Annotated in this window: 14 protein-coding genes; 11 read left to right on the top strand and 3 right to left on the bottom strand. The window is 40.6% G+C overall.

Going from position 1 to position 12,551, the window contains the following annotated elements:
• The first annotated feature begins 139 nt into the window (after window positions 1-139).
• From ACNQGS_RS04345 to ACNQGS_RS04335, 3 genes are all read left to right on the top strand, one after another.
• A complete protein-coding gene (locus ACNQGS_RS04345; protein WP_491486283.1) occupies window positions 140-1,501 on the top strand; it encodes an allantoinase in 1,362 nt (453 codons plus the stop codon).
• Between the two features lie 164 nt (window positions 1,502-1,665).
• Complete coding sequence (locus tag ACNQGS_RS04340) at window positions 1,666-2,997, top strand: nucleobase:cation symporter-2 family protein (RefSeq protein WP_423802214.1); 1,332 nt, start codon at window positions 1,666-1,668, stop codon at window positions 2,995-2,997.
• A 30-nt stretch (window positions 2,998-3,027) separates the two neighbouring features.
• Window positions 3,028-4,251, top strand: coding sequence for a PucR family transcriptional regulator (locus ACNQGS_RS04335; protein ID WP_491486282.1), 1,224 nt, complete (start codon window positions 3,028-3,030; stop codon window positions 4,249-4,251).
• A 32-nt stretch (window positions 4,252-4,283) separates the two neighbouring features.
• On the opposite strand, the gene ACNQGS_RS04330 is transcribed toward ACNQGS_RS04335, so the two are convergent.
• Window positions 4,284-5,024 carry a PucR family transcriptional regulator gene (locus tag ACNQGS_RS04330; protein ID WP_491486281.1) on the bottom strand — a complete coding sequence of 247 codons (741 nt, stop codon included), beginning with the start codon at window positions 5,022-5,024 and terminating at the stop codon, window positions 4,284-4,286.
• A 275-nt stretch (window positions 5,025-5,299) separates the two neighbouring features.
• On the opposite strand from ACNQGS_RS04330, the gene uraD reads away from it, so the two are divergent.
• The 7 genes from uraD (at window position 5,300) to ACNQGS_RS04295 (ending at window position 9,987) form a co-directional block, all read left to right on the top strand.
• Complete coding sequence (uraD, locus tag ACNQGS_RS04325; protein ID WP_491486280.1) at window positions 5,300-5,800, top strand: 2-oxo-4-hydroxy-4-carboxy-5-ureidoimidazoline decarboxylase; 501 nt, start codon at window positions 5,300-5,302, stop codon at window positions 5,798-5,800.
• Between the two features lie 118 nt (window positions 5,801-5,918).
• Window positions 5,919-6,890 (top strand): factor-independent urate hydroxylase, encoded by a 972-nt coding sequence (pucL, locus tag ACNQGS_RS04320; protein WP_213140208.1) that lies wholly within the window; start codon window positions 5,919-5,921, stop codon window positions 6,888-6,890.
• Complete coding sequence (uraH, locus tag ACNQGS_RS04315) at window positions 6,887-7,240, top strand: hydroxyisourate hydrolase (protein ID WP_491486279.1); 354 nt, start codon at window positions 6,887-6,889, stop codon at window positions 7,238-7,240. The genes pucL and uraH overlap by 4 nt, the downstream gene beginning before the upstream one ends.
• Window positions 7,241-7,283: 43 nt before the next feature.
• On the top strand, window positions 7,284-7,805 hold the full coding sequence (tpx, locus tag ACNQGS_RS04310; protein ID WP_423802220.1) for a thiol peroxidase: 522 nt from the start codon (window positions 7,284-7,286) through the stop codon (window positions 7,803-7,805).
• A gap of 175 nt (window positions 7,806-7,980) precedes the next feature.
• Complete coding sequence (locus tag ACNQGS_RS04305) at window positions 7,981-9,348, top strand: MFS transporter (RefSeq protein ID WP_491486278.1); 1,368 nt, start codon at window positions 7,981-7,983, stop codon at window positions 9,346-9,348.
• Between the two features lie 244 nt (window positions 9,349-9,592).
• Window positions 9,593-9,769, top strand: a complete 177-nt coding sequence (locus ACNQGS_RS04300; protein WP_423802222.1) for a Fur-regulated basic protein FbpA — start codon at window positions 9,593-9,595, stop codon at window positions 9,767-9,769.
• Window positions 9,770-9,846: 77 nt separating this feature from the next.
• Complete coding sequence (locus ACNQGS_RS04295; protein ID WP_464572853.1) at window positions 9,847-9,987, top strand: hypothetical protein; 141 nt, start codon at window positions 9,847-9,849, stop codon at window positions 9,985-9,987.
• A 33-nt stretch (window positions 9,988-10,020) separates the two neighbouring features.
• On the opposite strand, the gene ACNQGS_RS04290 is transcribed toward ACNQGS_RS04295, so the two are convergent.
• Window positions 10,021-10,839, bottom strand: coding sequence for a GDSL-type esterase/lipase family protein (locus tag ACNQGS_RS04290; RefSeq protein WP_491486277.1), 819 nt, complete (start codon window positions 10,837-10,839; stop codon window positions 10,021-10,023).
• A gap of 101 nt (window positions 10,840-10,940) precedes the next feature.
• Between ACNQGS_RS04290 and ACNQGS_RS04285 the strand changes: the two genes are divergently transcribed.
• Complete coding sequence (locus ACNQGS_RS04285) at window positions 10,941-11,510, top strand: DUF421 domain-containing protein (RefSeq protein ID WP_491486276.1); 570 nt, start codon at window positions 10,941-10,943, stop codon at window positions 11,508-11,510.
• Window positions 11,511-11,622: 112 nt separating this feature from the next.
• Here the strand turns inward: ACNQGS_RS04285 and ACNQGS_RS04280 are convergent, their stop codons facing one another.
• Window positions 11,623-12,543: an MBL fold metallo-hydrolase gene (locus ACNQGS_RS04280; protein WP_491486275.1), complete on the bottom strand. Its 921-nt coding sequence runs from the start codon at window positions 12,541-12,543 to the stop codon at window positions 11,623-11,625.
• Between the last annotated feature and the right edge of the window lie 8 nt (window positions 12,544-12,551).

Raw genomic sequence — 12,551 nt, 5'->3', positions numbered from 1 at the left:
GAAAAGTTCTTTAATAAGAACTTTTCTAAATTTATATTAAAAGACGGGAGGAATTAATGGTTTAACAAAGAATTAATATTAATGGCAGCGTTTTCACTATGCGGACCTTGGTTTAGAGAGGAAGGGTTATTAGTCTATTATGCTATTATATGATCTAATTATCCGTAATGGAATGGTTGTTGGTCCTGAAGAAAGTTTTACAGGTGAAATTGGGATCAAGAATGGAAAAATAATTAAAATAACAAGAGATATTCCGATAGAAGGGAAAGCTAAAGAGGAAATAGATGCGTTCGGTCTTCACATTTTTCCTGGATTAATCGACACTCATGTCCATTTTAATGAACCTGGAAGAACGGACTGGGAGGGCATCTTGACCGGAAGTAAAAGTCTTGCGGCGGGAGGCGTGACAACATATTTTGATATGCCATTGAACAGCAACCCTCCAACGATTGATGCTTACGGTTTCCGACTAAAGCAGGAGCAAGCGATTAAGAAATCTGTCACAGATTTCCGGCTCTGGGGAGGCCTGGTTCCGGAAAATGTACAATTGCTCGAGGAACTGATTCAATCCGGTGTAATTGGATTTAAAGCCTTTATGTCACCAAGCGGAATTGACGAATTTCATCATTCGGATGATGCCACGATAATGGCAGGAATGGGTGAAATCGCAAGACTTGGATCAATCTTGGCTGTCCATGCAGAAAGCACTGTTATGACGGAGTTACTAGCTGCAGGTAAGATAAAAGAAGGAAAGCTTTCGGCCCTGGATTACTGCGAATCCCGTCCGATTATATCGGAAATGGAGGCTGTCAGAAGGCTGTTATCCTATGCAGAATTGACCGGATGCAAGGTCCACATTGTTCATGCAAGCAGCAGTAAAGTCGTTGAATTAATAACAGAAGCGAAGAAAAAGGGAATTGATGTAACAGTTGAAACATGCCCGCATTATTTATCACTAACTAGTGATGATTTCGCGAGGCTGGGACCAATCGCAAAATGCGCACCGCCATTAAGGAGCTCAGATGAAGTAGAGGCATTATGGAAAGCGCTTGCGAACGGTGAGATTGATGTAATTGGCTCTGACCATTCTCCTGCCCCGCCGGAAATGAAGAGTTCGAAAGACGGCAATATGTTTGCAGCATGGGGGGGAATAAGCGGTGCACAGACTAGTTTATCCGTTCTATTGGAAGAAGGATATTGGAAAAGAAACATATCCTTGCAAAAGATTGCAGCCTCCATGTCCACCAACCCTGCGAAACGATTTGGCCTCTACCCGCAAAAAGGGGCAGTAGCCGAGGGAAGCGATGCCGATTTGGCATTGATTAGTTTAAATGAATCCTTTACGTTGAAAGGAGATGACCTTTTTTACCGCCATGCCCATTCTCCCTATATTGGAAAAACGTTTAGGGGGAAAAATAGAATCACCATCGTAAAAGGATCCATTGTGTATCGAAATGGAGAAATATTGCCACAAGAAAACACTGAAACCATCCCACAATAGAACTAGCTTCTATATAGACACATTCATCCCTGTATGAAGAAAATTATCTGAATATTACCCATATTCAGAATAGGTATTTTTTACTAAGACCACTCTAACTCTTCATGAATGAACAGAAGCGGCTTCACTACCAATTAACTTTTTGGAATTTGGGAGGAATATAGATGGAAAGATTAGGAACAGGGAAAACGCTGGCATTAGGATTCCAGCATATTGCCGTTATGTATGGCGGCGCAGTGGCAGTACCAATTATTGTGGCTGGTGCATTAGGTCTGACGCAGGCACAACTGGTATATCTAATTTCCTTTGACTTATTGGCATGTGGTCTTGCAACATTGCTCCAGGTTATGGGCGGAAAGCATATCGGGATCAAATTGCCGGCTCTTATGGCGGTTTCCTTCATTAATGTTGAACCGGCCATTGCGATAGGGAAAATTCATGGGATAACGGGGGTTTTTGGGGCAGTTATTGTAGCAGGACTGCTCGTGGCCTTGTGTGCCCCGTTCATTGGGAGACTGGTAAGGTTTTTCCCTCCAATCGTATCTGGTTCGGTTATTCTAATCATCGGCATTTCGTTGATGCCAGTAGCGATGAACAATGCTGCAGGCGGGGCAGGCTCTAAAACGTTTGGTGATCCGAAGCACTTGCTGATAGCACTTTTTACGTTATTATGCTTTTTATTATTCAACACCATGTTTAAGGGTTTTATTAAAGTTATCTCCATTCTTTTAGCGATGGTAATCGGTACGATTGTAGCAAGCTTTTTCGGAATGGTTAATTTTAACGTCTTTTTAGAAGCAAAATGGTTTAATGTGCCTCAGCCATTTTATTTCGGTGTACCAACATTCGATACTTCATCCATCATTACGATGACCATTATCACCTTTATTATTGCAATTGAAAGTATTGGTGTATTTTTCGCCCTTGGTGATATCACAGGAAGAGACATTAAATCAGATGATATTAAACGGGGATTACGTGCTGAAGGTCTTGGAGGATTTATCAGCGGATTCCTCAATTCCTTTAACCATTCGACCTTCTCGCAAAACGTCGGTCTTGTTCTTTTGACAAAGGTAACCAATTTAAGGGTATTGACTGCCGCTGGCGGTATCCTGATTGTGCTGGGGCTTGTGCCAAAGGTCGGTGCTTTAACAACGATGATTCCTCCAGCTGTGCTTGGAGGGGCCATGGTTCCAATGTTTGGGATGTTGATTTCCGCGGCCCTGAAAATAATTGCGAAGGAAGATTTGGCTTCTCCAGCTAATCAACTCATTGTTGCTGTAGGAGTAGGAATTGGCTTAGCGATTAAAGGGGTCCCTGGTGCTTTCGTGGATTTACCTAGTACTGCCCGCTTACTGTTAGGGAACGGGGTAGTAATGGGTTCACTTGTCCTGGTTGTCTTGAATATGATTTTAAATGGTACATCATCGAAGGCAAGTCATGCCGGTCATGGGATTGAAAATGCAGAATTGGCTGCTGCAGAGGAGTCCCATTAAAACTATTCTTTTGAATGGAGGCGTTGAGCAATGGCATTTACGGTATCTGATATTTTAAAGACAAGGCTGATTCCCGGATGTCGTGTAGTGGCAGGGGTCCGTGGGTTAAACCGCAACATTCGTTCTGTCAGTATCATGGATGAGCCAGATACCTCTTGGTTAAAACAGGGTGATTTGCTCCTGACAACCGGTTATGTCTTTAAAGATCATCAAGCGACTCAAATAAAATTGCTCAATGACCTGGCCAAACGTAACTGCGCGGGCTTGGCCATTAAAGTAAAACGTTATTTGACGGAAATTCCTGCTTGTATGCTTGAAGAGGCAGATCGCTTAGGTCTGCCTTTGATCGAGCTCCCCTATGAAAATGTCTTGTCTGATTCTCTTTTATCCATTACAAAAGAGATTCTTCAAGATGAACAACGGCAATCATGTGATAAGGATGAGGATTTTAAAATATTGCTGACGGGAGAAAAAACGGAAGAAGAGAAGGTCCGTTCGATTGCTGATGTGCTTAACATAAGGCATGATAACCACTTTGTCCTTTTATATTTAATCTGTGAGGAACAGAAAATGATTCACTCTGTTTTTTCCCAACTAGTCAGTGCGGCGGAGAAGAAGGCAAATGCTAGATTAATCAGTATTCCTCTTCCACAGGGATTTGCGGTGCTGGTATCGGTAACGGCGAATAAGGCACATGAGTTAGCGAATCTTGCGAGAAAATCAGCCAATTTCTTGGCAAATCAAATACATATAAAATTTCCTAAACAGCAGGTCCAGATAGGGGTTGGTTTACCTTGTGCCGGGCTGGGGACGGTTGGACGAAGCTATAAGGAGGCAGTGGAGGCCATTTCCTTAGGGAAAAAACTTTCAAAGGAAGTAAAGGATACCGTTTTTGAATATAGGAACTATGCACCAGAGGGATTACTGCAGCTATTACCGGAACATGCCTTGAAAAATTATTTTCAAAGTATCCTGGAATCTCTTTTAGAGTATGATCAGGAAAACGGATCCAATATGCTGTTTACTTTAGAAGCCTATTTGGAATGCGGCGGGAAACTTTTAGACACGGCTAATCGCCTTTTTGTCCACAGAAACACCGTAAAATTCAGGATTGTACGGATTGAGGAATTATTGGGATTGGATTTAACAGATAATCAGGTTCAATTTCGCCTGCTACTGGCGATGCGAATTGCTAGATTGCTGGGAATGTTGCCTGGTTATTCGGAATCACAGATAAGGTCAACTCATTATTAATATTTAATTAAAGGGCCCTAGTTGGGCCCTTTTTAATATTTATTTAAATGAAACATCTTTATAGCTAATTGTAACCTGAAATTTGTTTTACCATTATCAAGGTCACTACCGAGAAGTTCTTTTATTTTGCTGATTCGCTGGTGGATGGTGTTTCGATGAACGCCGATTGTTTGTGCGGCCTCGGTTGTCTTTGCGCCGCAATTAAGATAGACTTCGAGGGTATTTAAAAAATCCGTATGATTTTCTTGATCGTGAGAAATTAATGGTGATAAAAAGGCAGAATAGTATTCTTTAAGAATTTCTTTTGGAATATGCTGAAGCACGGAATAGGTTGAAAAATCATGACTATCATTAACGGCTAACTTTTGAAGGTTTGTTCCAGTTTTCGTTTGTTGTGTTAGTAATTCACGCAATATGGTTTGGATTAGGTCGGCAATTGATAATTCGTTAGGGATTCTAAAAATAGGAAATGCCATTTTGTTCGCGGCCAGGATCATATCTTGAGGCAGGGAGTTTGGAAAGTGAGCAGTTTTTATCCCTAATCCGGCACAATTTCTTTCTGCCAAATCATACACTAAATTAGTTAACGCTTGTTCATTATTTAAAAAAATATATCCCGTTGTTAATACTAAGTCCCCAGTCTTTAACCATCTCATCACATCTGGTGCATCAAAACTATTTACTGACATAATGGTCCGGCCAAGCCCTTGGTTACCAGCTATCATTTCACATTGCTGAAGTAGTGGAATTGTTAATGCTTCTGCTAAAGTCAACTTCAATGGAAACGTTCCCTCCTTTTTTAGTTGTTTAATAGTAGTTTACTTTATAATGTGCATTGTGCACAATTCGTTTATTTTAATTGGTTGGGGTAGATCGTTTATAATTCAGTGTGCACAAAGCACACTCCATTAGCGTGATATTTGTCACTTATGGCTAATGACCTCCCCCATTATCGAAGGTAAAATAAAGTTAATCCAATAGCAAGGTGTGAGAGTAATTTACACCAGTCTTTTTGGAAGGGTTATAGAGAAGAAAGGAAGGAAGCAGAATGACTATGAAGCTGGAAACGCTTAATAGTTTAGATCAGCCGGCGTTCACAGAAGTTCTTGGCTGGGTGTTTGAACATTCACCATGGGTCGCAGAACGGGCCTGGTTGAACCGTCCATTCCAGTCTGTCGGTGATCTTCATCAAGCGATGGTGGAAACGGTAAAGGAATCAAAAATGGAAGAAAAGCTCGCCTTGTTAAGGGCGCATCCAGATCTCGCGGCAAGGGTTCAAATGGCCGACGCCTCAGTCAAGGAACAGGCAAGTGCTGGCCTAGATCAGCTCACCAAAGAAGAACATGAAGAATTTTTATCCCTCAACAATGAATACACATCAAAATTTCAATTCCCCTTCATCATGGCAGTAAAAGGACAAACGAAAGACACGATTCGAGGCAATATGAAGGAACGGGTGAATAATGATCCGGCAGAGGAACTGCAGGAAGCACTCACCCAGATTTATAAAATCGCCTTCTTCCGCCTAGAGGATTTTATCATCAAGTAAAAGACTTGACGGCTTAAAGTTTGTATCATTTTTGGTTCCTATATCTTGAAACGCGGGAGCAGCACTTCGGCGATGGTGTTTCAGGGTTAAAATAATAAAATTTTAGGGAGGAATTTAAATGAGTTCACAAGAAAGAGTTTGCTATTATGGTAAAGGTGATGTTTTTGTTTTCCGCACGTATCAAACCCCGCTAGAAGGAATCAAGACAATTCCGGAGTCCAATTTTACTGGCCGCAACAATGTTATTTTTGGAATGAATGCCAAAATTGCCCTTGAGGGAGACTTCCTTCACTCTTTCACAAAAGCCGATAACAGCTGTGTCGTTGCTACGGATTCCATGAAAAATTTCATTCTTCGTCAAGCAGCGCAGTATCATGGACCAACCTTTGAAGGATTTTTAAAATTTGTTTGTAATCGCTTCCTTAATACGTATCCACATATAACATCCGTAGAAATTACCGCAGATGAAGTTCCTTTTGAAACAGTCCAAGTGGCAGGACAAAATGGACTGGAGGCCAGCCCGTTAGTTTATCGTCACTCCAGAAATGAATTAATTACAACAACTGTCAAAGTTGCGCGTACAGAACAAGGTAATCAGCTTGTGAAGCAAGAGAGCGGCATTAAAAATCTTCACTTAATTAAGGTAACCGGCAGCTCCTTCTATGGCTTCATCCAAGATGAGTACACAACTCTTCCAGAAGCTAAGGACCGTCCGCTTTATATCTATCTTGATATTTTCTACCGCTATAATGATAAAGAGGATGCTGTTTCTGATAATCCTGCTGTTTATGTACCTGCTGAACAAGTCCGTGATATTGCGGCATCTGTCTTCCATGAAGCTGAAACCTTATCAATCCAAGATTTAATTTATCGAGTCGGCTGCCGTGTATTACAGCGTTTCCCACAGCTTGCTGAAGTTCAATTTTTATCAAATAACCGTACGTGGGAAACAATTGTGGAGATTCCGGATTCAGAGGGTGCGGTGTTCACAGAACCAAGACCTCCATACGGCTTCCAGGGATTTGTCGTTAACCGCCAAGATCTTGTAAATGAAGGCTTAGAATCTCCGACAGAAAGTGTAGAAGCATGAGTGGAAAATTAACCACACATGTCCTTGATATATCCAAGGGCTTTCCAGCAAAAAATTTAAAAATAGAACTTTGGCGGTTAGGACCTGAGCGGTCACTTATAAAGACAGTTTCAACAAACAGCGATGGCAGGGTGGATGCCCCGTTACTTGCTGAAGGACAGGTAGAATCAGGGGAATATGAATTAGTCTTTTATGTAGCGGATTACTTTCGGGAACATAGTGTGGGAGTTGGTGAAACGCCTTTTTTAGATAAAGTTCCGATTAGGTTTGGAATTGCTGACACGAATTCCCATTATCATGTTCCACTGTTAGTGGCACCGGGCGGCTATAGCACTTATCGTGGCAGCTGATTTATAGATCGATGTGTAGTGTGTTAAAGGGGGAGAACAAGATATGATTCAAGAACAGACGCGAACGGCAACATTGGCGGGTAATCCTGTAACTTTGCTTGGCCCAGAAATTAAAGTAGGTGATCAAGCACCTGACTTTACGGTTTTGGCAAATGATCGCTCGCCCGTTACTCTTGCTGATTCAAATGGAAAAGTCCGGCTGATCAGTGTGGTACCTTCACTTGATACGGGAGTTTGCGACCAGCAGACGAGGCGTTTTAATGAAGCGGCGTCTGAATTGGGCGACAATGTTGTGGTACTGACCATCAGCGCGGACCTTCCGTTTGCCCAAAGCAGATGGTGCGGGGCTGCCGGTATCAGCGGCGTCCAGACATTGTCTGACCATTTTGAAATGTCATTCAGTACAGCTTATGGAACGTATATAAAGGAACTTCGTTTAAACAGCCGTGCTGTTTTCGTAGTAAATGCTGAAAACATTGTTACGTATGTAGAGTATCTTTCCGAAGTGACCAACCATCCGAATTATGAAGCTGCCTTGGAAGCGGCAAAGGCAGCGGCAAAATAAAAATATGGGACCCCAAAAAAGCAATGGATTATTCCGTTGCTTTTTTTGTTGGTCTCCATTTAAAAAGTTTTACAATGAACATAGTCTAATCCCCCGGTTTGTCTCATATTATGTAAGCGCATACATTCGATAACTTATCTCATTAAACAATTCCAATTTGAAGTGAGGGATTTTGTTGAGGCAAACAATTATTGAGGGGCCGTGGATTGAACAAAAGCACGATTTAGAGAAACCAAGAAAAAAAGAAATGTGGGCATATGGAGTCGGAAGTTTTGGGATGTTCTCTGTCAATACACTGATTAGTTTATTTTTAACCTTTTATTACACGGATGTAGTCGGTATTGCTGGTGCGATTGTCGGAACCTTGATGCTGATTGCAAGATTGTTTGATGGAATTACCGATATCGGAATGGGTTCCATAGTTGATATGACGAGATCTAAACATGGAAAAGCCAGGCCATGGTTGCTTTGGATGTCTGTTCCACTCGGTGTCTCAATTGTATTGTTATTTTCAGTCCCAGATCTCGATCATACAGGCAAAATCATTTATGCCTACATCACATACATTTTGTTCATCCTCCTATACACCGCTGCTTCCATCCCGTACAAAACATTGCTCGGCGTCATGACACAGCATCAGCATAGCCGTTCCTTATCAAACATTTTTTCTACGATTTTCACCATGATTGGAACCTTAATTGTCATGACCTTTACCCAACCGTTGACGGCTTCCATCGGATGGACAGGACTTGCCGGTTTCTATGGATTGTTATCAATTATTGCCCTTTACATGACCTTCCGATTTGTCAAAGAAAGAGTTGAATCTTCAACATCACAACAAGACAAAATTTCCTTTTCAGCTGGCTTTAAGGCCATCTTACGAAATAAATACTGGATTATCATTACGCTTTTTTGCGTCACCTTTTACACCACCATCTGTCTGGTACAAGGCGCAGGGCTATACTACGCGCAGTGGGTTATAGGTGATATCAATAAATTTCCTATCATTGGCCTTACGTTAACGGCACCAATGATTCTGGGGTTATTTTTCATCGGCCCTTTAGTGGCCAGGTTCGGGAAAAGGAACGTGGCCATAATTGGTTCACTGGTAGCGATTGTGGGCCAAATAATAAAATGGGCGGACCCTAGTAATTTACCTGTTTTTTTAGTTGGGACAGCGTTAGCGGGCTTGGGAGTCATGCCAACACTTGGGTTGCTTTTGGCGATGGTCAACGACACCGTTGAATCCGGCGAGTACAAAACTGGTTTACGGACAGAAGGACTGGTCAATAGTGCTGCTAGCTTTGGAATGAAGTTTGGTACAGGGCTTGGTCTTGCAGTAGTCGGATGGCTGCTTGGGATTGGCGGATATGTAGGCGGGGCTGCCGAGCAGCCAGCTTTGGCTATTGAAATGATCAAAGCAGTTAATATTCAAATACCGCTGGCATTAGCTGTGATCCAGATTATCCTTATGCTGTTTTTTAGAATTGACAAAGAATACCCGGCCATATTGGCTGAACTGCAAAGGCGGAAAAATGAATAATTCTAAAGCGCCGGAATAAATTTATTTATTCTGGCTTTATTGTATTCATAAAAAAGCATTTTTTAACGCCTAATTTTTTACAATTTCATTAAAAATATTCGTGACTATCACACTAGTTTATTAAATAACGATAACAAATCGGTAAAAATCTGCTTTTTCGACAAATTCCATGAATTGGACTTTTTATAATGGCAGTGGAAGGTGAGTGAAATTGTTATTAGCTTAGAGATTGGGGGAGCTTTTAATGGAACATCTTCTTAACGAAACTGTTCAGGAAAAAAGACAATTTCTAATTGAAGAGCTAATTAAATTAGGTATCTTTAAAATCAATGAAAAACATCTATATGAATGGTCCATAAGTGAATTAGAAAAAGAATTCGAGGATATTGAAAAAGAATACTTCGGGAAAACCGGTACATAAAGGCCGGGCGAGAATGATTTTTATAATAAATTGCAAAATAAGAGGGTGCACATTACAACCAAATGGAGGTATATTAGATGGCAAAGAAAAAGCAGTCACCCTCGCCGCAGGTTGATCAAAAGAAATTGCTTGACGATAAAGTCAAGCAAGCGAGAGCCAATAATTTTGAAGATGACCATGTCCGTAGAGTGACGCAAAACGGTGCAGATGGACAATAAAAAACGAAGGAGCCAATACGGCTCCTTCGTTTTTTATACTGTATCTTTTCGGTACTGATGCTTAAATTGATCAATCATTAGCTCTGATATAGCAGAATAACCGTTCGAATTAGGATGCACACCATCAGGTGATAAATTTTCCGGTCTCTCCCCGTTTATTACCTTGGTGGTTTCAATTACTAGGGATGGCGAATACTGATTGGCAGTCTCATATAACTTAAGATTCCATTTTGGCAGCAATTGATCTGCAAGAGAATACAGTTTGTCCGACGGTGATAACGGATTATATAATTCCAAAAATATAATGGTGGCATCCGGATTCACCGATTTTATTCTTGAAGCAATGTCAGTTAAGTTTTTTGTAAAAGAGGTTTGTAGCTCACCAAACGATTGAAATACATTTTGCAGGTTCTGATCCTTAGAAGCCCTCAGTACATCATTTCCGCCGACATTGATGGTAATGATGTCGGCTTTCTTCATTTCTTCATCAAACCGGCCTTCGAGAACCAATTCCTTTAACTCGCCGCTCGTAATCCCGTTAATACCTTCATTTTGAAATTGAATGTTCTTCTGAATCTGGCTGCCTAGCTTGTTCGAAAATTGATTGACAAGATCTTCATTTTGTCCCGCACCTACACCGCGAATGACAGAGTCGCCAATTGCCAGGTGATTAATTTCATCTTTTTTCATGTTTCGAAAATAATCAAGATAGGAGATTTTATGGACAGTTGCACTAATTTCAACAGACTGCTTTTTTATTTTGTGAATTTGATATTTGGGATAATAAATCCAGGCTGATAAGCCAAGGCCTATGACTAAGACAAAAATAACAAGGTGTTTAATGAACTTCATTGGAACCACTCCTTAATTCTCCTATTATAACAGGCAAATTTGAGGAAGAAATTAGTGGATGATTTCCAATGAACTTGGGATAAAATAACCGTAAATAAGCTATGTTTGGTGTGGTACTGTTGAAATTCTACTTCATTTATGAGGCAACCATTTTATTAATTACAAGTATCGTTATATTAAGATTTGTCGGGAAAAAATCGGTTGCGAGAATGACCAATTTGGAGTCGGTTGTCATTTTGGCAACCGGGACCACCATGGGGCATGCTATTAAGGAAAATAAATTTTATCAGGTAATCATTATTCTAATTTTCTTCGGTATATTTTTATTTATTTTTCAAAAGCTGCAGATGAAATCGAGTTTTATTGAACGTTATGCAATTGGCGAAGCGACCTTGGTCATTATTGATGGAAAAATCATAATGGAAAGTTTAAAAAAACTTCGTATTACCCAAGGGCAATTAGAAATGCGGATGCGACAAAAAGGAATTTCTTATATTTCTGATGTAAAAATCGGAACGATTGAAACGGATGGTGAATTCGGATTTGAACTAATGCCACATGCACAACCTCTGACACAGGAAGCATTAATAAAAATAATGGGGAAAGGCCAAACTGAGTTCTCTACGAAAAGTGAAAATATTTTCGACAAGGTCGTGGAAAATAATAAATGAACAGGAAACCTTACATATGATTAAACAGTGATTTATAAAACAATAAAAAAAAAATTAATTAAAGGAAGGTACATCACAGTATCAAGTGCTGTACCTTTTTTTTAAGATATTATTATTTTTTCATCACTGTTTCACCGATTGTCAAAACCTTTAACAGTTTATTCTGCAGTTGTTGCTTTTCCCATTCACGATAAAGCCTTTCGAGGGCTTCGGGTCCCGTGTCGTCGGCTAGGCGGTAGGCTCCATAATGCATTGGGACAAATTCTTTCGCGTTTAATTCTAAGAAGGCTTTAACACTATCTTCCGGCGAAATATGCGAAACCTTCATGAACCATTCCGGCTCATAAGCACCAATTGGCATAAACACGGTATCAATGTTGTCAAACCGCTCGGCGATTTGCTTAAACCCAGCAAAATATCCCGTATCGCCGACAAAATACAGCGTTTCTTTTTGAGTTTGAAAAATAAACCCGCCCCAATGGGACGTATTCATATCTGTCAGCGACCTTCTTGTCCAGTGCTGGGCAGGGACAAAATGAATCTGAATTCCTTCAAATTCGGCACTTTCCCACCAACCCAGTTCGCTGACCTTTTGATACCCTTTCCGGGTAAAAAGCGGCTTTAAACCAATTGGAACAAAAAATTGAGCGTTTCCCTTTAACTTTTTGATGGTTGGAAAATCCAAATGATCGTAATGGCCATGAGAAATAACGATTACATCAATTTCAGGAAGATCCTCGAGTGATATACCGGGTTCCGTTAATCTTTTTTGAAAGCCCATCCGCTTTGCCCAAACTGGATCGGTTAATATATTAATCCCATTCATTTGAATCAAAAAGGTGGAGTGGCCAATCCAGGTATAAGAAGTTCGGCTCCGGTTTTCTTTAATTTTTTCAATCTGTTTATCCTGGCATTGTGGGATGTTAATTGTTAAATCCTTTACCTTGCTTCGTCTTTCTTTGTTCCACTTCATCATATCTTTAAATGACTTGTTGTTTTTAACATCATCGAGATTCGAGTATCTTTTTCTCATAGGCTCAC

The organism is Neobacillus sp. PVCKKU3, from assembly GCF_058323225.1.
The sequence above is the reverse complement of the archived record's forward strand: the minus strand, read 5'-3'. Positions and strand labels throughout refer to the sequence as shown.

Excerpts from the sequence above, each read along its gene's own strand:
- ACNQGS_RS04345 (WP_491486283.1), top strand. The coding sequence starts at position 140 with ATGCTATTATATGATCTAATTATCCGTAATGGAATGGTTGTTGGTCCT.
- ACNQGS_RS04340 (WP_423802214.1), top strand. The coding sequence starts at position 1,666 with ATGGAAAGATTAGGAACAGGGAAAACGCTGGCATTAGGATTCCAGCAT.
- ACNQGS_RS04335 (WP_491486282.1), top strand. The coding sequence starts at position 3,028 with ATGGCATTTACGGTATCTGATATTTTAAAGACAAGGCTGATTCCCGGA.
- uraD (WP_491486280.1), top strand. The coding sequence starts at position 5,300 with ATGACTATGAAGCTGGAAACGCTTAATAGTTTAGATCAGCCGGCGTTC.
- pucL (WP_213140208.1), top strand. The coding sequence starts at position 5,919 with ATGAGTTCACAAGAAAGAGTTTGCTATTATGGTAAAGGTGATGTTTTT.
- uraH (WP_491486279.1), top strand. The coding sequence starts at position 6,887 with ATGAGTGGAAAATTAACCACACATGTCCTTGATATATCCAAGGGCTTT.
- tpx (WP_423802220.1), top strand. The coding sequence starts at position 7,284 with ATGATTCAAGAACAGACGCGAACGGCAACATTGGCGGGTAATCCTGTA.
- ACNQGS_RS04300 (WP_423802222.1), top strand. The coding sequence starts at position 9,593 with ATGGAACATCTTCTTAACGAAACTGTTCAGGAAAAAAGACAATTTCTA.
- ACNQGS_RS04295 (WP_464572853.1), top strand. The coding sequence starts at position 9,847 with ATGGCAAAGAAAAAGCAGTCACCCTCGCCGCAGGTTGATCAAAAGAAA.
- ACNQGS_RS04290 (WP_491486277.1), bottom strand. The coding sequence starts at position 10,839 with ATGAAGTTCATTAAACACCTTGTTATTTTTGTCTTAGTCATAGGCCTT.
- ACNQGS_RS04285 (WP_491486276.1), top strand. The coding sequence starts at position 10,941 with ATGTTTGGTGTGGTACTGTTGAAATTCTACTTCATTTATGAGGCAACC.
- ACNQGS_RS04280 (WP_491486275.1), bottom strand. The coding sequence starts at position 12,543 with ATGAGAAAAAGATACTCGAATCTCGATGATGTTAAAAACAACAAGTCA.